20 protein-coding genes are annotated in these 22096 nt (G+C 66.3%); 11 read left to right on the top strand and 9 right to left on the bottom strand.

Features of this window, described 5'->3' with window-relative positions:
- Positions 1 to 5: 5 nt before the first annotated feature.
- From tsaE to H587_RS0102500, 5 genes are read right to left on the bottom strand one after another with little or no spacing between them, the layout of a single operon-like run.
- Positions 6 to 512, bottom strand: a complete 507-nt coding sequence (gene tsaE, locus H587_RS0102480) for a tRNA (adenosine(37)-N6)-threonylcarbamoyltransferase complex ATPase subunit type 1 TsaE (protein ID WP_027174916.1) — start codon at positions 510 to 512, stop codon at positions 6 to 8.
- A complete protein-coding gene (locus tag H587_RS0102485; RefSeq protein WP_027174917.1) occupies positions 509 to 976 on the bottom strand; it encodes a CBS domain-containing protein in 468 nt (155 codons plus the stop codon). The genes tsaE and H587_RS0102485 overlap by 4 nt, the downstream gene beginning before the upstream one ends.
- Positions 970 to 2511 carry an NAD(P)H-hydrate dehydratase gene (locus H587_RS0102490; RefSeq protein WP_027174918.1) on the bottom strand — a complete coding sequence of 514 codons (1542 nt, stop codon included), beginning with the start codon at positions 2509 to 2511 and terminating at the stop codon, positions 970 to 972. The genes H587_RS0102485 and H587_RS0102490 overlap by 7 nt, the downstream gene beginning before the upstream one ends.
- A complete protein-coding gene (locus H587_RS0102495; RefSeq protein ID WP_027174919.1) occupies positions 2508 to 2888 on the bottom strand; it encodes a holo-[acyl-carrier-protein] synthase in 381 nt (126 codons plus the stop codon). The genes H587_RS0102490 and H587_RS0102495 overlap by 4 nt, the downstream gene beginning before the upstream one ends.
- 9 nt (positions 2889 to 2897) lie before the next feature.
- The gene (locus H587_RS0102500) at positions 2898 to 3623 is read right to left on the bottom strand and encodes a pyridoxine 5'-phosphate synthase (RefSeq protein ID WP_027174920.1); all 726 of its coding nucleotides are present in this window, start codon (positions 3621 to 3623) and stop codon (positions 2898 to 2900) included.
- A gap of 124 nt (positions 3624 to 3747) precedes the next feature.
- Here H587_RS0102500 and H587_RS0102505 point away from each other — a divergent pair, with 124 nt between their 5' ends.
- Positions 3748 to 5118, top strand: coding sequence for a UDP-glucose dehydrogenase family protein (locus H587_RS0102505; RefSeq protein WP_342662360.1), 1371 nt, complete (start codon positions 3748 to 3750; stop codon positions 5116 to 5118).
- Between the two features lie 55 nt (positions 5119 to 5173).
- Here the strand turns inward: H587_RS0102505 and H587_RS0102510 are convergent, their stop codons facing one another.
- Positions 5174 to 5392, bottom strand: coding sequence for a hypothetical protein (locus H587_RS0102510; RefSeq protein ID WP_027174922.1), 219 nt, complete (start codon positions 5390 to 5392; stop codon positions 5174 to 5176).
- Positions 5393 to 5615: 223 nt separating this feature from the next.
- Here H587_RS0102510 and H587_RS0102515 point away from each other — a divergent pair, with 223 nt between their 5' ends.
- The 9 genes from H587_RS0102515 (at position 5616) to rpsT (ending at position 16943) form a co-directional block, all read left to right on the top strand.
- A complete protein-coding gene (locus H587_RS0102515; RefSeq protein WP_027174923.1) occupies positions 5616 to 6092 on the top strand; it encodes a chemotaxis protein CheW in 477 nt (158 codons plus the stop codon).
- 81 nt (positions 6093 to 6173) lie between these two features.
- Positions 6174 to 9680, top strand: coding sequence for a transcription-repair coupling factor (gene mfd / locus H587_RS16970; protein WP_051202386.1), 3507 nt, complete (start codon positions 6174 to 6176; stop codon positions 9678 to 9680).
- Positions 9677 to 10813 carry a peptidylprolyl isomerase gene (locus tag H587_RS16975; protein WP_051202387.1) on the top strand — a complete coding sequence of 379 codons (1137 nt, stop codon included), beginning with the start codon at positions 9677 to 9679 and terminating at the stop codon, positions 10811 to 10813. Before mfd ends, H587_RS16975 begins: the two co-directional genes overlap by 4 nt.
- A gap of 127 nt (positions 10814 to 10940) precedes the next feature.
- Positions 10941 to 11876, top strand: a complete 936-nt coding sequence (locus H587_RS20775; RefSeq protein WP_027174924.1) for a SurA N-terminal domain-containing protein — start codon at positions 10941 to 10943, stop codon at positions 11874 to 11876.
- Between the two features lie 24 nt (positions 11877 to 11900).
- Positions 11901 to 12791 (top strand): helix-turn-helix domain-containing protein, encoded by an 891-nt coding sequence (locus H587_RS0102535; protein WP_027174925.1) that lies wholly within the window; start codon positions 11901 to 11903, stop codon positions 12789 to 12791.
- A gap of 51 nt (positions 12792 to 12842) precedes the next feature.
- A complete protein-coding gene (gene recO, locus H587_RS0102540; protein WP_027174926.1) occupies positions 12843 to 13592 on the top strand; it encodes a DNA repair protein RecO in 750 nt (249 codons plus the stop codon).
- Positions 13593 to 13614: 22 nt separating this feature from the next.
- A complete protein-coding gene (gene glyQ, locus H587_RS0102545; protein ID WP_027174927.1) occupies positions 13615 to 14499 on the top strand; it encodes a glycine--tRNA ligase subunit alpha in 885 nt (294 codons plus the stop codon).
- Positions 14500 to 14501: 2 nt separating this feature from the next.
- Positions 14502 to 16586 carry a glycine--tRNA ligase subunit beta gene (glyS, locus tag H587_RS0102550; protein WP_027174928.1) on the top strand — a complete coding sequence of 695 codons (2085 nt, stop codon included), beginning with the start codon at positions 14502 to 14504 and terminating at the stop codon, positions 16584 to 16586.
- Between the two features lie 93 nt (positions 16587 to 16679).
- Positions 16680 to 16943, top strand: coding sequence for a 30S ribosomal protein S20 (rpsT, locus tag H587_RS0102555; protein WP_027174929.1), 264 nt, complete (start codon positions 16680 to 16682; stop codon positions 16941 to 16943).
- Between the two features lie 112 nt (positions 16944 to 17055).
- On the opposite strand, the gene nadB is transcribed toward rpsT, so the two are convergent.
- From nadB to nadC, 3 genes are read right to left on the bottom strand one after another with little or no spacing between them, the layout of a single operon-like run.
- A complete protein-coding gene (gene nadB, locus H587_RS0102560; RefSeq protein WP_027174930.1) occupies positions 17056 to 18645 on the bottom strand; it encodes an L-aspartate oxidase in 1590 nt (529 codons plus the stop codon).
- Between the two features lie 14 nt (positions 18646 to 18659).
- On the bottom strand, positions 18660 to 19694 hold the full coding sequence (nadA, locus tag H587_RS20465) for a quinolinate synthase (protein ID WP_027174931.1): 1035 nt from the start codon (positions 19692 to 19694) through the stop codon (positions 18660 to 18662).
- Between the two features lie 3 nt (positions 19695 to 19697).
- The gene (nadC, locus tag H587_RS20470; protein ID WP_027174932.1) at positions 19698 to 20564 is read right to left on the bottom strand and encodes a carboxylating nicotinate-nucleotide diphosphorylase; all 867 of its coding nucleotides are present in this window, start codon (positions 20562 to 20564) and stop codon (positions 19698 to 19700) included.
- A gap of 144 nt (positions 20565 to 20708) precedes the next feature.
- Here nadC and mgtE point away from each other — a divergent pair, with 144 nt between their 5' ends.
- Entirely contained in the window at positions 20709 to 22055 is a 1347-nt protein-coding gene (gene mgtE / locus H587_RS0102575) for a magnesium transporter (RefSeq protein ID WP_027174933.1), read from the top strand.
- Positions 22056 to 22096: the final 41 nt, after the last annotated feature.

Raw genomic sequence — 22096 nt, forward strand, 5'->3', positions numbered from 1 at the left:
GCCTCTCACTCCTTGGAGAAAAACGTTTCCGGCGACCGGAGCCGCGCGGTTTCCAGCAGGGTTTCCGCATCGACGCCGACAGCCCGCAACCGGGCGATCCTGCCTCCGGCGTCGGACGTCAGCTCCAGTTCCAGGCGTGGCTCCGGCCAGTGGCGCCGGTCCAGGAACTGGGCCCATTCCACGATGTTGAGCGAGCCCTCGCCCGCGAGTTGGTCCAGAATTTCGTCGTCCACAGGCATGTTTTCCAGCCGGTAAAGGTCGAAATGGGCCACCGGGGGGCGGGTGGGGTACTGATTGACGATGTTGAAGCTCGGGCTGCTCACCTCGGCCTCTGCCGCGCCGGGCAGGGCCAGGACCAGCCCGCGAGTGAGCGTGGTCTTGCCCGCGCCCAGGTCTCCGCACAGGAGCAGGGCCGGAGGCTGGTGAGATCGAGCCAGGGCCTCACCCAGGACGCGTCCCAGCTCCAGGGTGGCCGTGGCGTCCCGGAGCTTGACCGTCATCTCCGTGTTCACGCCCTGTTCGTGTCTTTCATAATGAGGGTCCGTAGCACGTCTTCCTTGCCCACCACGCCGATCAGCTTGCCGTCGGCCAGCACGGGCAGGGTATAGAGCTTCTTCTCCACCATGAGGGTGGCGATCTCTTCCAGCGGCGTCTCCGGGGTCACGGTCCGCGGGGAGGCGGTCATGGCCTGGGACACCGTGGCGGCCGCCACCTTCTTCCATTCGGCCTCCAAGGCCTTGGTCGGCGGCAGCTGGATGAAGGCGTCGAGGAAGGCGATATAGGAGGGCAAGGCCGGATTTTTGCGTTTGGCGATGAGGTCGCTCTGGCAGAGGATGCCCACGAGGCGGCCTTCGGCGTCCAGCACCGGTGCGCCGTTGATCTTCTTTTCCAGGAGGAGTCGGGCGGCCGTGGGGATGTCCATGTCCGGGGACAGGGTCACGGGGGCCGGAGTCATGATGTCCTTGGCCTTCAGCATGGGCGCTCCTTGTGGACTTCGGGGAGGATGTCGGCGATCTCCCGGGCCAGACAGCCCCGGGCGGGGTAGAGGGAGTCGAGCATCGTTCCGCCGGAACCGTGCCAATACACCGCAAGACAGGTGGAACGCAAGGGGTCGAGGCCACGGGCGAGCAGGGAGCCGAGCAGTCCGGCCAGCACGTCGCCGGAGCCGCCGGTGGCCAGACAGGGGGCCGCGACGGGGCAGAGGTGGAGGTCGCCGTCCGGGGAGGCGATGAGGCTGCCCGCGCCCTTGAGCAGAGCCACGGCCCGGAAGCGCCGGGCCAGTTCACGGGCGGCCGCCGAGCGGTCGGCCTGCACCGCGGCCGTGTCCGTTCCGAGCAGGCGGGCCGCCTCGCCCGGGTGGGGCGTGAGCACCGAGCCTTCAGGAACCAGGGCGGCGGTTTCCGGATCGCGGGCCAGGAAAAACAAGGCGTCGGCGTCCAGCACCAGGGGCGGCAGGCGGCGGCGCAACAGGGTCTGGACGAAGCGGCCCGCGCCGTCCGAGCGGCCCAGGCCCGGCCCGAGGACGACGGCGTCGAAGCACCTCGCGTCCAGGTTCTCGGCCAGATCCTGGTCCCAGGAGCGACCGTGGCCCAGGGGCAGGGCCATGACCTCGGGGAAGCCCGCGCGCGCGGCGTCTGCCAGACCCGTCGGAGAGCCCAGGGTGACCAGTCCGGCCCCGCCGCGCAGGGCCCCCAGGGAGGCCAGCAGCGGCGCGCCGGTGAGGCCCTCGCTGCCGCCCAGGACGAGGACGTGTCCGGCCGCGCCCTTGTGCATGGTGGGCTCGGGCCGGGGGAGCAGGTCCAGGACGCCGGGGGCGAGAAGCCACTGGCGCGTGGGCGTGGCGTCCCGCACCTGGCGCGGAATGCCGATGTCGCGGACCAGGAGCCGCCCGGTCCATTCTCCGGCTCCGGGGTGGAGCAGGCCGGTCTTGGCCACCTGGAAGGTCACGGTGGCGTGGGCGCGTACGGCCTCGGGCCGGGGCGTCCCGTCCAGGCCGTCCATCCCCGAGGGGATATCCAGGGAGAAGACGAAGGCGCGGCGGCCCAGGCGGTTGATCTCGCGCACGAGGTGGAGCATGGCGGGCTTCAGCGGGCCGGAGAAGCCCGTGCCGAGCAGACCGTCCACCACGATGTCGGCCTCGGGCAGGGTCTGGCCCGGGGCGCCCAGTTCCAGGGAGAGGCCCAGTCGGGCCGCCAGGAGCAGGTTGGCCCGGGTCTCGCCCCGGTACTGCTTGCGCGGCCGGGTGTGCAGCACGAAGACGTCGGCGCCTTGTCCGTCCAGAAGCCGGGCCAGGGCGAAGGCGTCGCCGCCGTTGTTGCCCGGTCCGGCCAGGACCAGCGCGGATTTTCCCGTCAGGGGCCCGTGGGCCTCCATCAGCGCGGCCAGGGCCTCGCGGGCCGCGTTCTCCATGAGCACGCGGGCGGGGATGCCGAAGTCCTCGATGGCCGCTCGGTCCCAGGCGGCCATTTCGGCCGGGGTGGGCAAGGGGCTGCGCCAGGATTCGTCCGTCATTCCCGGCCCTCCAGGACGACCACGGCGGCGGCCGTGCCTCGGCTGTGGGTCAGGGAGACGTGGGTCGCGTCCGCGCCTAGCGTCCGAGCCCGTTCCTGGGCCGCGCCGAGCAGGGACAGCATGGGGCGGCCCGAGGGCAGGTGCTCGATCTCCAGGCTCTGGAAGCCAATGCCGTCGGAAAAGCCCGTGCCCAGGGCCTTGACCGCCGCCTCCTTGGCCGCGAACAGGGCCGCCAGCCGAGGCACGGGGTCGGCCTCGGGGAGCTGCTCCAGCTCCCTCGGCGTAAGGATGCGGGCGGCGAAGCGATGGCCGAAGCGGTCCAGGGCGGCGCGGATGCGCGCCAGCTCCACCACGTCCAGGCCGATGCCTCGGATCACGCTCTTCCCCTAGTCCGCGAACCCGCGGACGAGTTCGGCCATGTCGCGCACGGCCCGTTCCAGGCCGGTGAAGATGGCTCGGGCCATGATGCTGTGGCCGATGGAATATTCCCGGATGCCCGGCACGCGGGCGAAGGCCAGCACGTTTTCGTAGTCCAGGCCGTGTCCCAGGTTCACGCGCAACCCGGCGTCCTGGGCCAGGCGGATGCCGTCCAGGATCTTGCCCAGTTCGGCCTTGCGCGCCGCGCGGTCCGCGGCGTCGGCGTAGTGGCCGGTGTGGAGTTCCACGAAGCGCGCCCCGGTCTTGGACGCGGCCTCGATCTGCCGCGGATCGGCGTCCACGAAGAGGCTGGCTTCGATGCCCGCCTCGGCCAGGGGGGCCAGATACTCGCGCAGTTCCTTTTCCCGCCCCAGGCAGTTCAGGCCGCCCTCGGTGGTCAGTTCCTGGCGCTTCTCGGGCACAAGGCAGACCATGTCCGGCTTCACGCGCAACGCGATGCCGTGCATTTCCCCAGTGGCGGCCATTTCCAAGTGCAGCCGGGTGTTCACCGTGCGGCGCAGAATGTCCACGTCGCGGTCCTGGATGTGGCGGCGGTCTTCGCGCAGATGCACGATGATGCCCGCGGCCCCGCCCAGTTCGGCCAGGGCCGCGGCTGTGGCCGGTTCGGGTTCGCGGCCCCGACGGGCCTGGCGCAGGGTGGCCACGTGATCCACGTTGACGCAGAGAACGGGCATGCGGTTCCTCCGGTTTTCTTGATGTCCTTTTCGGTTCCTACGAGGGAACGGCCTGGATTGCAAGGCGGCCGTCCTTGATTCTGTTGACACCCGTGGTTTGGTGAGGCTAACGCATGGGCGACGTTTGGAAGTCGAGGCGAAAGGAGTTTTTCGGATGAACGTATGCATCGTGGGAACGGGGTACGTGGGGCTGGTGTCGGCGGCCTGCCTGGCGGAGATGGGCAACGAGGTCGCCTGCGTGGACGTGAACCCCGAGGTGGTCGAGGGGTTGCGCGCGGGGCGGGTGCACATCTACGAACCGGGCCTTGAGGAACTGGTGCGCCGGAATACGGCCCAGGGACGCCTGACGTTCACCACGGAGCTTGCAGAAGGCCTGCGCGGCTCGGCTTTGGTGTTCATCACCGTGGGCACCCCCTCGCGGGAGGACGGCGCTTGCGACCTCTCCTTCGTGGATGCCGTGGCCCGGGACATCGGCCGTTGCATGGCCACTCCCGTGGTGGTGGTGGACAAATCCACCGTGCCGGTGGGCACGGCCGACCGCGTACGCGGAATCATCGCCGACGAGTTGGCCGTGCGGGGCGTGGAGATCGGCTTCGACGTTGTTTCCAACCCGGAATTTTTGAAAGAGGGCGACGCGGTCAACGACTTCATGAAGCCGGACCGGGTGATCGTGGGCACGCGGAGCGAGGAGAGCGCGGAACTGCTCAAGTCGCTTTACGCACCGTTCGCGCGCAGCCGCGAGAAGCTCATCGTCATGGGCGTGCGCAGCGCGGAGATGACCAAGTACGCGGCCAACTGCATGCTGGCCACCAAGATTTCCTTCATCAACGAGGTAGCCAACATCTGCGAACGGGTGGGCGCGGACGTGGGCGAGGTGCGCCTGGGCATCGGCTCGGATTCGCGCATCGGCTACAGCTTCATCTACCCTGGTGCGGGGTACGGCGGCTCGTGCTTCCCCAAGGACGTCAAGGCGCTCATCGGCACGGCCCGTGACCACGGCTACGAGCCCCGGCTGATGTCCTCGGTCGACGCGGTGAACGAGGAGCAGAAAGGGCTCCTGGCGCGCAAGGTGGAAGAGTATTTCGCGGCCCAAGGCGGCGTCTCGGGCAAGACCCTGGCGCTCTGGGGGCTGGCCTTCAAGCCGAATACGGACGACATCCGCGAGGCCCCGGCGCGGGAGGTGGTCGCCCGGCTGACGGCCTCGGGCATGCGTGTGCGGGCCTTCGACCCGGTGGCGGCAGAGCGGGCGCGCCGGGAACTGGGCGGAAATCCCCTGCTGGAGATCGTGGACGGACAATACGAGGCCTTGATCGGGGCGGACGCCCTGGCGGTGGTCACGGAATGGAACCAGTTCCGCAACCCGGATTTTGGCCGCATGAAATCCTTGCTGCGCGCGCCGCTTGTCTTCGACGGGCGCAACCTCTACGACCCGGCGGGCATGGGCCGCAAGGGCTTCGCCTACTTCAGCGTGGGCCGGGCGCCGGTGTGGGGCTGAGGATAAAAAAAGACGCCCCGCGAACGGGGCGTCCGGTGGGTCGGTTCAGAACGGCCTAGTCGCGGCCGCGACGGCAGGTGCGGACCTGGAGTTCGTGCAGGATGAGGCGTTCGTATTCCGGGTTGTAGCCCGGGGCTTCCTCTTCCTGCTCCTTGTCCGAGAACTTGGCCATGTATTGGGTTTCCTCCCAGAAATCGAGCAGCTCGTCGTCGGCCAGATTGCGGATCTGGTCTTCCAGGGAGGCCTGGTCAAAGAAGGGGAAATATTGTCCCATGCGGGAGATGTCCTCCGGGATTTTTTTGGGAATTAGCCGCCGATGGCGTTCCGCGTCAATTAGAGTTTTCCGCGTCAAGAGTCAAATCCGCTCCGGGGTGCGCAAACCATTTGGCATGTCGAATGGTTGCCGAATCTCATTGACAAAAAAAAATCCCATTGCAATAGTTTGCTAGGACGGGCGGGGAAGGGACCGCCCTGAACCTCCGACAAGAGGAGAGGCCATGAACGAGGCCATGAAGAAACAGGACGACGAACTCATTCAGTTGGTCACCTTCAGTATCGGCGAAGAGGAATTCGGCGTGGACATCCTCAAGGTGCAGGAGATCATCCGCACCATGGAGATCACGAAGGTTCCCCGCGCTCCGGAATTCGTCGAGGGCGTCATCAACCTGCGCGGCAAGGTCATTCCCATCGTGGATCTGCGCAAGCGTTTCGGTTTGGAGACACGCGATCACGACAAGCATACCCGGATCATCGTCATCGAGATCAACCAGATGATCGTCGGCTTCGTGGTCGACTCCGTGTCCGAGGTTCTGCGCATACCCGCCAACACGGTGGAACCGCCGCCGCCGGTCGTTTCGGGCCTGGAGTCCGAGTACATCAGCGGCGTGGGCAAGCTCCAGGACCGCCTGCTCATTCTGCTCGACCTGAACCGGCTGCTTTCCGGCGAGGAGAAGGACGCCCTGAGCCAGGTCTGATCCCTCTCGATCCGCGTCATGACGGCAGGCCGCCTTCCGCCCGGCGACGGCGGAAGGCGGCTTTCGCCTTTGGATGGACAATTGGACTACCCCAAGGAACTCACTGAATTTCTGGAGGGCGGCAGGACCGGCCTGCGCGTCTTCAAAAGCGGTTCGGCCTCCCAGGCCCTGGCGGCCCAGGCCCTCATGGCCCGGGGCCGGAGCGTGGTTCTGGTTTCCTCCGGCGCGCGGGAGCACCGGGAACTGGCCGCCTTGTTGCGTCTGTTCCTGGAATGCGGCCGCCGACCCGGCCAGGAGCCGGACGAGGACGCCCTCGTTCCCTGGGAACGCCCCTGGACCGAACTGCCGCCCTATCTGCCCAAGCGCTCGGAACCCGACGAATGGGCCGCGCGCTGGGCCGCGCTCTATTCCTTGGCCTACGGCTCCACGCCCCGGGCAGTGTTGCTTACGGCGGACAACCTCCTGCCGCGCTGGCCGCGGCCGGACTTGCTGCGGGCCAACAACCTGACCCTGACCCGGGGTGACGAGATGTCGCCGGAGCTGATCCGCGAACAAGCCGCGCTCTGGGGCTACGTCTCTCGGCCTCTGGTGGGCGCGCCCGGCGAACTGGCCGTGCGCGGCGACATCCTGGACATCTACGCCCCAGGCTACGGCCTGCCGCTGCGCCTGGAGTTCTTCGGCGACACCCTGGAAGGTGTGCGGCTTTTCGACCCCTCCAGCCAACGTTCGCGCGCCGAACTGGCCGAGGCCGTGATTCTGCCCGTGGCGCCGGGGCTGTATTCCGGTGAACACGGCCAGTCCGCCCGCGCCTGGTGGCGCAAGCTCAAGACCACGGGTGAAATGGGCCCGGCCGAGGAGCAGGCCTTGCTGGAGGGGGCGGAGCGGGTGGACGGGCAGGTCTGGCCCGGCCTGTTCTGGTCCGACGCCGTTGGCATCGAGGCTCACCTTCCGCCGGATGCGGTCTGGATTCTCTCCTCGGCCACGGATCTGCGCGCCCGGCTGGAAGAGCACGTCTTTTCCTGGCGGGAGTTTCTGCGCCGCGAGACCGAGGCCACCGGCCGCCGCTGGCCCGTGCGCTTCCTGCTGCGGCCCGAGGAGACGGCGCGGCAGGCCTATCTGCACAAACCCCAGCTCGTGTTTGAAGACCTAACCCTGGGCCGGGACCGCGACGGGGCGGAACTCCCAGAGCAAGCGGTGAACGCCTTCGCGGACCTCTTCTGGAAGCCCGAGGAACAGCGCCGCCCCTGGACCGCGCTGGTGAACGGACTCAAGGGCTGGGCGCGGAGTCGCCGCCAGACGATCCTTTCATTCCGTTCCGAGCGTTCGCGCCGCAAATTCCTGACCCTGGCCGCCCAGGACGAACTGCCGTTGTCCATGGAGTATTCGCCGGAGGCGCGCGGGCTGTTCGCCCTGGTTTCGCCGTTGAAGAAGGGGTTCGACCTGACCTGGGCCGACCTGCTCGTCCTGGCCGAGGACGTGCTTCAGCCGGAACCCGCGGCTGAGGGACGGCGGGCCTCCAGGGACAAACCCTTCGAGGGGCTGGACCGCTACGACGATCTCATGGAGGGCGACCTGCTCGTGCACCGGGATTACGGACTGGCTCGCTTCGGCGGACTGCACCGGCTCTCCGTGGGCGAGGCGGCCAACGACTATCTTTTGCTCTTTTTCGACAAGGACGACCGGCTCTACCTGCCCGTGGACCGGTTGAACCTCGTGCAGCGCTTCAAGGGGCCCGAGGGCGCGTCTCCGGCCCTGGACAAGCTCGGCGGGGCGCGTTGGCGTAGCGCCACGGAGCGGGCCCGCAAGGCCATCGAGAAGATCGCGGCCGAGCTGGTGGAGATGTACGCCTTCCGCCGCGTGGCCAAGGGCTTCCGTTACGGGCCGCCTTCCGAATTGTACTGGGAGTTCGAAACCACCTTCGGTTTCGAGGAAACTCCGGACCAGGCCCGGGCCGTGTCCGACGTCTTCGCCGACATGGAGAAGCCCGAGCCCATGGATCGCCTCATCTGCGGCGACGTTGGCTTCGGCAAGACCGAGGTGGCCCTGCGCGCGGCCTTCCGGGCCGTGCTCGAAGGGCGTCAGGTGGCCTTGCTCTGCCCGACCACGGTCCTAGCCGAGCAGCATTACCAGACCTTTCTCAAGCGCATGGAGAGCTTTCCGATCCGGGTCGCCATGCTCAGCCGCTTCGTGCCCAAGGACCGGCAGAAGGCCGTGGTCTCGGCCACGACCAGGGGCGAGGTCGACATCCTCATCGGAACGCACCGTCTGCTTTCCCAGGACGTGTCCTTTCCCCGCCTGGGCCTGCTCATTCTTGACGAGGAGCAGCGCTTCGGGGTCAAGCACAAGGAAAGACTCAAGCACTACCGCAAGAACATCGACGTGCTCACGCTCACGGCCACGCCCATTCCACGTACGCTCCAGCTTTCGCTCTCGGGCCTGCGCGGGCTGTCGGTCATCGAAACCCCGCCGCCGGAGCGCAAAGCCGTGGAAACCGCCCTGGTGGAGCGCGACGACACCTTTCTGGGCAACGTGCTGAAGCGGGAACTGGCGCGTGGCGGGCAGGTCTTCTGGGTCTACAACCGGGTCCAGGGGCTGGAACGTGTGGCCGAGTACGTGCGGAAGCTCGCGCCAGAAGCCCGCGTGGGCATGGCCCACGGCCAGATGTCCGAAAAGGGCCTGGAAGAGGCCATGCACCGCTTTTGGCACGGCGAGATGGACGTCCTGGTCTGCACGGCCATCGTCGAGTCCGGGCTGGACTTCCCCAACGCCAACACGCTCATCGTGGATCAGGCCCAGATGTTCGGCCTGGGCCAGCTCTACCAGTTGCGCGGGCGTGTGGGGCGCAGTGAGCGGCAGGCCTATGCCTTCTTCGTGGTGCCTTCGGTGGATGGGCTGCCCGAGCAGTCGCGACGGCGCTTGCGGATCATCCTGGACCTGGATTATCTCGGAGCGGGATTCAAGGTGGCCATGGAGGACCTGCGTCTGCGCGGGACCGGGAACATCCTGGGCGAGGCCCAGTCCGGCCAGATCGGCCGCGTGGGGCTGGACTTGTTTCTGGAAATGCTGGAAGAAGAGGTGCGCAGGCTGCGCGGCGAATCCCGCCGCCAGGTCACGGACCCGGAACTGACCTTCGTCTTCGAGGCGCACATCCCCGGCGACTACATGCAGGAGTCCCGGGAACGGCTGAGCTACTACAAGGCGTTGTCCTCGGCCAACACCGAGACGGCGCTCAAGGAGCTGGAAGCCGAAATCCGCGATCGGTTCGGGCCCCTGCCCGAGGCTCTGGAGAACTTCCTGGCCGTGCTGCACCTCAAGCGCACCCTGTCGCGGTTGCAGGTGGTGCGGGCCGAACTGACGCCCACCCGGGCCGTATTGTCCTTCGGCCCTGACAACGACGCGGTGTCGCCGGCGGATCTGGTGGCCTGGGTCGCGGCCCGGCCTGACCGGGCCAAGCTGTTGCCGCCGGGCAAGTTGGAGATCCGGGCCGCCGGAAACGGAGCGGTCCGGGAGAACATCGTCGCCCTCAACCGTGAGCTGGACGGCCTGCTCGGCCGCGAGGCCGGGACGACCACGGAACGGACCGGATGAAACGACTGCTTCCCCTCATCGCCATGTGTCTGCTGCTGACGGCCTGCGCCTCCTCCTCCGACGAGGAGACGGGGGTGGTGGCCCGCGTGGACGGGCGCCCGATCTATCTGAGCCAACTCGAGTTCCAGCACGACATGATGCACCTGGAGATCGCCGCCTCCGCGCCCAGCGTGGCGACGCTGCGCAAGGAGTACGGCGAGGTGCTGGGCCAGCTCGTCATGCTGGAGCTGGTGGCCGCCGAGATGGAGTCGCGTGACCTGCAACCCACGGACGATGAAGTGCGCGAGGCCGAGGCCAAAATCCGCGCTGATTACCCTCCCGGCGCCTTCGAGCAGATCCTTGTTGAGGAGTATATCGACCTGGACTCCTGGCGGCGGCAACTGCGGGCCCACCTGACCCTGGAACGGTTTTTCCAGCAGGTGCTGCGGCCGCAGGTACGCATCGAATTTTCCGAGGCCGAGGACTATTACCGCAACCATCCGCAGGAGTTTTCCCTGCCGCCGCGTGTGCGTCTGGCCCTGATCCTCGCCCCGGAGCGGGACACGGTGGAGAAGGCCCTTGAGGAGTACCGGCGGAAGCGCGATGCGGAAGCCCTGGTGGCGAATCAGGGACCGGCCACGGTGCGCGAACTGACCATGCGCGATGGGCAGATGCCGGACCAGTGGCGCGACGCCCTGGCCAAGCTTCAGCCGGGGCAGAACACCTCCATTCTGCATGACGATTCCGGTTACAAGAGCTTGGTGCTTCTGGAGCGGCTGCCCGCCTCGGTGCTCTCCGCTCCACAGGCCTATCCGCTCATCGAGCAGGCGCTGGCCGAGGTCAAGCTCCAGGACGCCTTCGAGAAATGGCTTTCCGCGAAGCTCATCGCGGCGAAGATCGCGGTCAGCGCGCACCTGTTGCCCAAGGTGGCCGGCCAAGGGGGCGAGGACCGCAAGACCCTGGGCGCCGAGATGGAACTGCTCGACGACAAGGAGCAGGGGGGCGAGGGGCTCGCGACGGCGACTGGAGAGAGGGAGCAGCCCGGCGACGGCGTGGTCATGGAGCCCTCCGAGGATCAGGAGGTGGACCAGGGCGATCTGGAGGAATCCTCGCCGGACGCCGCGTCCGTGTCGAAACCGGCGGGAAGGAAGTAGCCCCGGCTGGCGGCGGGCCTCGCCCGGCGTTGCAACCCGGGGACAAAGAGACTACAGTGAACGGGCTTTTCCGCAAACCGCCGGACGGCCCGTTTCCGGCGGGCGCGGCACGACAAGGAGCCGAATCTTGATCAGACGCTTTTCCGTTCCGGCGGCCATCCTGCTCTTTCTGTCCGTCTTCCTGGGCGCCTCCACGGCCCGTGCCGCCGAGTTCGTGGCGGATCGCATCGTGGCCGTGGCCAACGGGAGCATCATCACCGACTTCGACCTGAAACAGCAGGTCAAGATGGCCATCGAGGGCGGCTACGCCAATCCGGCCAACGCCGAGGAGATGCACGCCCTGCGCCGCCAGATCATCGACCAGATGATCATGGACATCCTTCTGGAGCAGGAGGCGGGGCGTTACGGAATCAAGGTTTCCGACGCCGACGTACGGGCCTCGATCAACGGGATCATGGAAAAGACCGGCATGAACGAGGAGCAACTGCGCAAGGAATTGGTCGTTCAGGGTCTGAGTTGGGAGAAGTTCTTTGAGAACAAACGATTGGAGATCAAAAAACGTCAGTTGGTGAGCGGTCTGGTCAAGGTCGTCGTCAGCGAGGACGAGGTGCGCGAGGCGTTCGAGGCCAGGCACGGCAAGAGCGCCGAAGGCGAATATCTGCATTTGCGGCTGATCGTCCTGCCCGAGGGCATGACCGCCGCCGCTGTCCGCCAGGAGATCGATTCCGGCAAGCTGACCTTCGCCAAGGCGGCGACCCTCTATTCCCAGGGCCCTGGAGCGGAGCATGGCGGTGATCTGGGTGTGGTCGCCCGCAAGGATTTGGCTCCGGACTGGCGCAACGCGTTGGAGGGCGTGGCCGTGGGCGGTGTGAGCAAGCCGTTCAAGGCTCAGGGGTTTGACGCCCTGCTCATGATCGACTCCCTGGCCGAGGCGCCGCAGGGTGACTTCGAGCAGGAGAAGGAAAATCTCTACGAAGATCTCTACAACAAGAAGATGGAAACGTTCCTTAAGGAATATCTGGACAAACTGCGCGAAAAGGCCGTCATCGAGTATCGGGACTAGGCCCGCCGATTCATGGAGAAAAGCATGACCTTGAAGGAACTGGGAGAGCTGTTGCGCGCCGAGCGTGAGCGCAAGAGCCTGTCCCTGAAGCAGGTGATGGAGTCCACCAAGATCAGCCGCCGCATTCTCGTGGCGCTGGAGGAGGGAGACCGCAAGAACCTGCCGCATCCCGTATACGCCAAGGGTTTTGTCCGCAATTACGCGCGCATTCTGGGACTCGACGATACCGAACTGGCCGCCGTCATCGATCAGGAATTTGATCTGGCCGAGGAAGAGGAGCGCGTCTACAATCGTCCCGCGACCCCTCGGGCCCCCGTGACGCCTCCGGCCACCGGGAGCGGCCGCCGCGTCTGGCCCACCGTTCTGCTCATCGTCGTGCTCGTGCTGGTCCTGGTCTCCATGGTCGTCTATTTGCAACGGCGCGGAACCCTGAACCTGGGTGGAAGCGCGCCTGCGACGACGGCCGAACCCTCGGCCCCGGCGGAGACCCCTCCCGCCGAGCCTGAACAGGCTGCGGAACAGGCTGCCGTGCCCGCGCCCGTAGCGGCTCCCGCACCGCCCCCCGTCCACGCGCCGGAGAGCGCACCCGCTCCCGTTGCGGCCGCGGCACCGGCCGAGGCTCCCAAAGAGGCGCCCTCTGTCTCGGAGCAGGTCAAGCCCGCCCCGGCGAAGCCCGGTGTGAAGGCCGTGTCCATCACGGCCAAGCCCGGCCAGATGTGCTGGATGGAGGTCTCCGTGGATGGTCGGGAAAAGAAGGAATACTTCATCCGTAGCGGCGAGGCCGTGAATCTCGAGTATTCCGACAAGCTCTGGGTTCGCCTCGGCAACGTGGGCGGCGTGACCGTGACGCACAATGGCAAGGCCGTGGCCACGGACGGGGCCGGCTGGAGCGTCAAGACGCTGACCTTCCCCTAGACCGGAGGCCCGGCGGCTGGACCGGTCGTTTCCGACTCTCGGCGAGGATGCATGGAGTTCACCGAAAAGGCCCTGGTGCTCAAGGTCGGGCGTTTTCGGGAGAACGATGCCTGGGTGCGTTGTCTTGGTCCCGGCCATGGAGTCTTCACGGCCTTCGCCTTTGGGGCCGCCCGCAGTCGCCGGCGGTTCTGCGGTTGCCTGGATACCCTGAATCTGGTGCTCTTCCAAGTCGGATCGAGTAAACGCGGAGCCTACCTGACCTTGGAGGAGGGAACGCTTCTCCACGGGTTTCCAGCGCTTAAGGCCGAATCTTCGCGTCTGGGAATGGCCGTCAATTGCCTGAAGTTCGCGGAAGCGGTGGAGGCTGGACCGGCCGGAGCCAAGGCTGCCTTCGAGCTGCTGCTTGACAGTCTTCAGGTTCTGGAGGAAAGCTCCGAACCTCCGACGGATGTTTTTCCGCTGTTTTTCCGGGCCAAGACCGCCTTTGAGCAGGGCTTCGGTCCGGACTTCTCCGCCTGCCACGTCTGCGGCAAACCAGCCGAGGAGATGGAGAGCGGTTTCTTCGTCGTGGAAAAGGGGCGTCTGAGCTGCGCCGCCTGTCGTCCGACCGTAGGGCTCTGTCTGCCCGCCTCGGCGGGAACGGCGCTGACCCTGGACCGCCTGGGGCGAAGCCGTCCGGCGGAATGGGCGCGCCTGGACATGGGCGGTCTGGTGCGGCGGCAGTGTTACGAGATCATCGAGCGGTTCGTGGCCTATCACCTGGGGTTGACCTGGGACGGGGGCCGGTTCCGCAAGGTCTAGATCAACGGATGGAGAGAAACGGATGCATTTTCAGGACATGATCCTCAACCTGCAACGGTTCTGGGCCGAATACGGCTGCGTGTTGGCCCAGCCTGTGGACATCGAGGTGGGGGCCGGCACCTTCAATCCCTCCACCTTCTTCCGGGTCATCGGCCCCGAGCCGTGGAACGTGGCCTATGTGGAGCCCTCCCGGCGACCCACCGACGGCCGCTACGGCGAGAACCCCAACAGGCTTCAGCACTATTTCCAGTTCCAGGTCGTGCTCAAACCTTCGCCCGCCGACGTGCAGGACGTTTACCTGAAGAGTCTGTCGGTGCTCGGCATCGATGCCGCGAAGCACGACATCCGCTTCGTGGAGGACGACTGGGAGTCCCCGACCCTGGGCGCCTGGGGCCTGGGCTGGGAGGTCTGGCTCAACGGCATGGAGGTGACGCAGTTCACTTATTTCCAGCAGGTGGGCGGCATCGACCTCGCGCCCGTGAGCGTGGAGATCACCTACGGCCTTGAGCGCCTAGCCATGTATCTCCAGGAGAAGGAGTCGGTCTACGACCTGTCCTGGAACGGAAGTGTGACCTATGGCGAAGTGTACCACCGCAACGAGGTGGAGCAGTCCACCTACAACTTCGAGCAGAGCGACCCCAAGATGCTCCTCTCCCTGTTCAACATGTACGAGGCCGAGAGCAAGCGGCTCTGCGCCGAGAAGCTTCCCTGGCCCGCCTATGACTACTGTCTGAAGTGTTCGCACACCTTCAACCTCTTGGACGCCCGGGGGGCCATCTCCATCACCGAGCGCACGGCCTACATCGGCCGGGTGCGTGTCCTGGCCTCGGCCATCGCCGCGCTTTATGCGGCCCAGCGCGAGGAGATGGGGTATCCCATGCTCCGTCATGCCGAGGGGAGGGCCTAGCCATGTCTGAATTCATCCTGGAGATCGGCTGCGAGGAAATGCCCGCCCGTTTCGTGCCCAAGCTGGCGGCGGAGCTGCGCGAGGTTTTGGACAAGGCCCTGGCCGAAGCCCGGCTGGACCACGGCGGGGTTTCCACCTGGGCCACGACCCGGCGGATCGCTGTCCGGGTGGCTGACCTGGCCGAGGCCCAGCGCCGGGAGGAGGAGATCGTCACCGGCCCGCCCAAGCGCATCGCCTACGACGCCGAGGGCAAGCTGACCAAGGCGGGCGAAGGCTTCGCCAAGACCCAGGGAGTGGGGCCGGAGGCGCTTTTCGTGACCACCACCGACAAGGGCGAATACCTGTCCGCGCGCAAGACCGTGGGCGGCGGCTCGACCCGTGACATCCTGCCCGACCTTTGCATGGAGGCCATAAAGAGGCTGTCCTTTCCCAAGAAGATGCATTGGGGCTCCCTGGACTTTCATTTCGGTCGCCCCATCCGTTGGTTCCTGGCCCTGTTGGACGCCGAAGTGGTCCCCTTCGAACTGGCCGGGTTGACCTCCGGCCGCCGCACCTGGGGTCACCGCATCATGGGCCCCGGCCCCTTTGAGACGGCTTCGGCCGCCGACTACGTTCGTACCGTTGAGGAACAGGGCCGCGTGGTCCTGGACTCCGAGCGCCGCAAGGCGATCATCCTTGAACAGGGCGACGCGGCCGCGGCCAAGGTCGGAGGCCGGGTGATCTGGAAGGACTCCCTGCTGGATGAGGTCTGCAACTTGGCCGAGCATCCGTGCCCGCTGCTGGGAGACTTCCACCCCATGTATCTGGAGCTGCCCCGCGAGGTGCTGCTCACGAGCATGGAGAGCCACCAGAAGAGCTTCGGCGTGGAAGGGCCGGATGGAAAGCTCCTGCCGCACTTCCTCTGCACCTTGAACCTGGAGCCCCAGGATCGGACCCTGGTGAAGAAGGGCTGGGAGCGGGTGCTCAAGGCCCGCCTGGAGGACGCCCGCTTTTTCTGGGAGTCGGACCTCAAGACGGACCTGGGCACCTGGCTGGCCGCGCTGGAGAACGTCGTCTTCCTGGGCCCCCTGGGCAGCATGGGCGACAAGTCCCGCCGCCTGGAGTCCCTGTGCGCCAAACTGGCCGACGCCTCCGGCGCTCCCGCCGAACTGGCCGAGGCCGGGCGTCTGGCCAAGGCCGACCTCGTCTCCGGCATGGTCGGTGAATTCGACACGTTGCAGGGCGTCATGGGCGGCATCTACGCCGCGCGCAAGGGCAAGTCGGAGATCGTGGCCCGGGCCGTCGCCGAGCAGTATCTGCCCGCCGGACCGGATTCCCCGACGCCGACCACCCTTGGCGGTGCGCTCCTGGCCGTGGCCGAAAAGGCCGACACCCTGGCGGGTTGTTTCGGCCTGAACATGATCCCCACTGGAGCCAACGATCCCTACGCCCTTCGCCGGTGCGCCCTGGGCATCTGCCGCATCGTCATGGAGCACGGCCTGTGCCTGGACCTGGAGCAGCTCGTGGTCTGGGCTCAGGAAGGCTACGGCGCGGTGAGCTGGAAGCTGGACGCCGCCGAGGCCCGGGAAAAGCTCCTGGACTTCTTCGGCCAGCGTCTGCGCGCCCTGTTCACCGGTCAGGGACACGACACCCGCGTGGTGGACGCGGCTCTGGGTGCGGGTTTCACCGATGTGAAAACGTTGCGTGAACGTCTGGAGGCCCTGACGGCCTTCAGCCGCGAGGCGGACTTCGGACAGGCCGTGCTGACCTTCAAGCGCGCGGCCAACATCATCCGCAAGCAGGCCGGCGAGGCCGGCGTCGAGTTGTCTGGAGCCTTCGAGGCCGGACGTTTCGAGGCCGCCGAGGAAAAGGCGCTGGCCGCCAAGCTGTCCGAAACCGAAGATCGCTTCCGCGACCTCTGGAAGCGTGGCGACTTTCACGGCCTGCTCGGGCTGCTGCGTGATCTGCGTCCCGCCGTGGACGCCTTCTTCGACAATGTAATGGTCATGTGCGAGGACGCGGCCCTGCGGGAAAACCGGCTCAATCTGCTCAAGTCGCTGGTGGACCGCCTGGGACGGCTGGCCGATTTCGGCGCCCTGCAGGTGTGAAAAGGGCTTGACATCGCTTTGTCGTGTCTGTAAGCAATCTCTCTTGGCTCAACATACCAAGAATGACACAAGCAACGATCAGGAGATAGGACCTTGGCCAATCATGAATCCGCTTTGAAGCGCCACCGGCAGAGCCTGAAGCGTCGTGACCGCAATCGTTCCGTGAAGACCCGCATCAAGAACGTGGTCAAAAAGGTGCATGACGCCCTGGATTCCAAGGACAAGGAACAGGCTCAGGCCGCCTTGAATCTGGCTTCCTCCACCCTGGACAAGGCCGCTTCCAAAAAGGTGATCCACGCGCGCAATGCCGCCCGCCGGATCGCCCGTCTGCAGCAGGCCCTGAACAAGCTGGCCTAGCGTCCGCGTTTTTTCGCGAAGACGAGCCCGCCGCGCATTGAGCGCGGCGGGCTTTTTGTGTTGTCTTCGGCGCGGATGCGAAATTCGGCCCGGTCGGTCGTGCCTGTCGTTTCTAGTCCACGCGGTAGTGGCAGCCCTGACTCTTCTTGTTGCGCAGCGCGGCCTGGGTGATGAGATAGGCGGCCTGACACCCGTGGAAGAGGTCGATGATCGGCTTGCTGATGACGGTCTGTTTGTAGAAGTCCTGGATGTTCTTGGACAGGTTGCGCATTTCGCTGAAGGCCCGCGAAAGCCGCGCCGTGGTCCGGGTGATGCCCACGTAGTTCCACATGGTGTTGCGGATCGTGGCCCAGTCCTGGGCGATGAGCGCGGGGTCGTCGTTTTTGACCTCGCCCAGGCTGACCCAGTCCGGGATGGAGGATTGGAGCTTGCGCGAGAGGCGGGACTGGGTGCCCGTGCGCTTAATGATGTCCTGGGCCGCGCTGTAACCCCAGACGAGTCCTTCCAGCAGCGAGGTGCTGGCCAGACGGTTGGCCCCGTGCAGGCCGGTGCAGGAGCACTCCCCGGCGGCGTAAAGCCGCTCCAAGGTGGTCCGGCCCCGGTTGTCCACCAGCACGCCGCCGCAGAAGTAGTGGGCCACGGGCACCACCGGGATGGGGTCGCGGGCCATGTCCACTCCGATTTCCAGGCACTTTTCGTAGATCGTGGGGAAACGTTCCTTGAGGTCCGCGTCCACGTAGTTGGCCGCGTCCAGGTAGACGCAGTCGTCACCCGTGTGCAGCAGTTCCTCCATGATGGCCCGGGCCACGATGTCGCGGGGGGCCAGATCGGCGCGCTGGTCGTGGCGGGGCATGAAGGCCTCGCCCGCGCTGTTCACCAGGCGCGCGCCCTCGCCGCGCACGGCCTCGGAGATGAGGAAACGGCGGTCAGCCTTGCTGGAGCCCTCGTAGAGCGCCGTCGGGTGGAACTGCATGTACTCGGCGTTCATGATCTTGGCGCCGGCGCGGGAGGCCATGCTCAGACCCGAACCGATGGACCCCCGGGAATTGGTCGTGTGCAGGTAGACCTGCCCCACGCCGCCCGTGGCCAGGACCGTGAAGTCGGCCAGGATGGTTTCGACCTTCTCCATCTGGGCGTTGAACACGTAGGCCCCCACACACTGGTTCTGGAGGCTGAACTTGAAGTCCATGTGCTGGGCGTGGTGGTGCGTCGTGAGCAGGTCGATGGCCGTGCGCTGGGTGAGCACACGGATGTTCGGGGTCTTTTCGATGTGTTCCACCAGCCGCTCCATGATGGTTCGGCCGGTATGGTCGGCGGCGCAGAGGATGCGCGCCAGGGAGTGGCCGCCCTCGCGGGTCAGATACCAGGAATCCGCGCTCTTCTGGGCGAAGGGGATGTGGTAGGTGTCGATGAGCGTTTCCTGCAGGATGCGCGGCCCCTTGTTGCAGAGATAGCGCACCGCCCGGAGCAGGTTCTGGTTCCAGCCCGCGGTGAGGATGTCCTGTTCCAGCTTGCGGGGGTTGTCCTGCAGGGCGTGGAAGACGATGCCGCCCTGGGCCAGCCGGGTGTTGCCGATGAAGAGGCTGTCGGCTGCGGTGATCAGGGTCACTTCCCGGCCGGAGGCCGCCAGGGTCAGGGCGGCGATGGAACCGGCGATGCCGGAGCCGATGACCAGGACGTCGGTCTTCACGTGGTTGTTCATGGCGGGGCGCTCCTTCAGGCCCGGGCGCAGGCGTCGAGCATCCGTCGCAGGGCCAGGTTGGCCGATTCCGCGATGTCCGGGGCCACCCGCACCGGTTCGAACCGGTCCAGGTTCTCCAGCAGGGCGGCCAGCTTGGCGGGCGTGGTCTTGGCCATGTTGGCGCAACGCACGTTCTTCAGCGGCAGGACGGTCTTCTCGTCCGCGTATTGCTTGGCCAGGCGGTGGACCAGCGCCTCTTCGGTGCCGATGACCACGGTGGATCCGGTCGGCGCCTTGGCCGTGAAGTCGATGAGGAAAGAGGTGGAACCGGCGGCGTCGGCGGCGCGCACGGTCTCGTCCAGGCATTCGGGATGCACGGCCATCATACAGCCGGGATGTGCGGCGCGGGCCTCGGCCACGTCGCGGGCCCGGAGACGGTGGTGGATGGAGCAGCAGCCGGGCCAGACGAGGAGCCGGGCCCTGGACGCGGCCGCCAGGTCCAGGCGGTTCCCCAGGGCGCGGATGTCCAGGACGTGGCGCTCGTCCCGGGGCAGGCCCAGGGCGTCGGCGGTGTTGGCGGCCAGATTCTTGTCCGGAAGGAAAAGTACGGCCTCGCCTTGATCCAGGGCCCAGGCGAGCATGGTCTTGGCGTTGGCCGAGGTGCAGACGCTGCCGCCGAAGCGGCCGCAGACGGCCTTCACCTCGGCCGAGGAGTTCACGTAGGTCAGGGGCGTTACGTGGCGGCCGCCGCGGCTGAGGGCTTCCAGAACGGCCGTCAGCAACGGCGCGGGCGCCATGTTGGACATGGTGCAGCCCGCCTCAGGCGCGGGGATATGGACCCTCTGGCCTTTCCTCGCCAGCACGGCGGCGGATTCGGCCATGAAGAAGACCCCGCAGAAGACGATGTGCTCGGCGGAGAGTTGGGGGACGCGGCGGGACAATTCCAGGGAGTCTCCCCGAAAGTCCACGTGGGCGATGACCTCGTCGGACTGATAGTGGTGGCCGAGAATGGCCAGCCGACCGCCCAGCGCGGCGCGCAGGGCTTCAATGCGGGAGTGGGTGTCGTTCATGGCTCAGAGTGGTGTTATGCGGAGGCTCATGTCCGCCACTGGCGCGGAGTGAGTGATTCGGCCCACGGATACGAAATCCGCTCCCAGCTGGCCGATCTCGGCAACTGTCTCCAAAGTCACGTTGCCGCTGACCTCGGTTTCGATGCCCGTCGGAACCAGCTTCAGGGCCGCCCTGATTCCGTCCGGGTCCATGTTGTCGAACATGACCCTGTCTACGGAACATGCCACAGCCTCGCGCACCTCGTCCAGTGTGCGGCATTCCACTTCCAGGGGCGGGCAGGGGGAATAGGCCGCGCGCAGACGGCGTACGGCGTCGGTGATGCTGCCGGCCCGGTCGATGTGGTTGTTCTTGACCAGGAGCATTTCCGTGAGGTTGCGGCGGTGGTTCAGGCCGCCTCCGGCCAGCACGGCGTACTTCTCGGGATAGCGTAGTCCGGGCAAGGTCTTTCGCGTGTCCAGGAGCCGGGTGCGGCTGCCCGTCAGGGCGTCCACGTAACGGGCCGTGAGGGTGGCGATGCCCGAGAGGTGGCAGATGAAGTTGAGGATGATCCGCTCGGCCTTGAGCAAACGCGCGGTCGGCGCCTGGATCACGGCCAGGATCGCGCCCGGGGAGACCCGTTCGCCTTCGTCCACGTTGAGCAGAACCTGATGTCCGCCACCGCAGAAATCCAGCACCAGGGAGGCGATGGGCAATCCGGCGACCACGCAGGGCTGTTTGGCCACGATGTGTGCCTGCGCCATGTCCTCGGGGGCGAAGATTCCGTCCGAGGTGAGGTCCGGCCCGTCCTCGGAGAGGGCCACGCGGATGGTCGTGAGCAGGAAGAGGCGGGCCTCGTTCTGGAAGAAGCGCTCAAAGAGTGTATCGGGCATTGGGTTTCCGTGCATGCGCTGATTTCGGGAGTAAGGTACCTCCGCCACCCCCGTCAAGTCCAGGCCCAATGTCACGGTTTTTCACACGTTCCGAGGCCTGGGACTTTTGACCTGACCGGTGAATTAGGCTAGAGATCGTCCGCTATGAGCGAGGAAAGGGACAGACTTCCGGAGCAGGCGCTGCCGGTGGAAGAACAGGTCGAGCGTCCCTTGGACGAGGAGCAGCTCGAACTGGCCCACCCGGCGGACGCGGCCGAGCATATCGAGGCCCTGGACATCAAGGACCAGGTGGCCTTCATCAAGCAGTTGCCGCTGGAGGACGCCGCCGAGTCCATCGCGGAGATGGACAGCCACGACCAGGCGATGCTCGTGCGCAGCCTGAGCCTCGGCTTGGCCGCCCGCATCATCGAGCACATGTCCCCGGACGACGCCACGGACCTCCTGAACAATCTGGACGAGGATCTGCGGCGAACCCTGCTCTCCAAGCTCACGGCCGAGGACCGCGCCAGCCTTCGGACGCTTTTGACCTTCGATCCGGACACCGCCGGCGGCGTCATGAACACCGAGGTGGTGGTCCTGAACCAGGATCTGAACGTGGACCAGGCCATCGCCAAGATGCGCGGCGAGGTCGAGGACAAGGAGATCCCGTACTACGCCTACCTCGTCAACGAAGACAAGGAACTGGTGGGCGTCACCTCGCTGCGCGATCTGCTGGTGGCCCGGCGCGGCACCTGCCTCAAGGAACTGATCAAGAGCCAGAACCTCATCTTCGTGACCTACAACGAGGATAAGGAGGAAGTGGCCCGGCTCATCTCGCACTATAATTTCCTGGCCCTGCCCGTGGTGGACTTCGGCCGCAGGCTGCTCGGCGTGGTCACGGTCGACGACGTCATCGACATCATCCACGAGGAAGCCAGCGAGGACATGCAGGCCATGGTCGGCGCGGGCCCGGATGAGACCGCCGACTCCCCATGGCTCTATTCCGTACGCAAGCGTCTCCCCTGGCTCATGCTGAACATGATCAACTCGGCCGTTTCGGCCTGGGTGGTGCATCTTTTCGAGGGTAACATCGCTCAGATGGCCATCCTGGCCGTGCTCATGCCCATCGTGGCCAACCAGGCCGGAAACACCGGCCAGCAGGCCCTGGCCATCATGATCCGCCAGTTGGCCACGGAACGTTTCGACCGCAAGCGTTCCTGGCTGGCCGTCCTGCGCGAGGCCAGGATCGGCCTGCTCAACGGCCTGCTCATCGCCGCCCTGGTCTTCGGCGTGGTCTTCGTGGCCACCCGGATGCCGTTGTTGGCCATGGTCATGTCCGCGGCGCTCGGCCTGGATATGCTCATCGGCGCGCTGGCCGGAGCCTCCATCCCTCTGGTCCTGCGCGCCCTGGGCCGCGACCCGGCCCAGGCTTCGAGCATCTTCCTGACCACCATCACCGACTCCATGGGCTTCCTGCTTCTCCTGGGCATGGCCCAGGTTGTGCTGCTCTAGCTCCCGCCGAAAGAAAAAAGCCGTCCCGGTTTCCCGGGACG

It is taken from the genome of Desulfovibrio aminophilus DSM 12254, assembly GCF_000422565.1.
Taxonomy (GTDB): Bacteria; Desulfobacterota; Desulfovibrionia; order Desulfovibrionales; family Desulfovibrionaceae; genus Aminidesulfovibrio; species Aminidesulfovibrio aminophilus.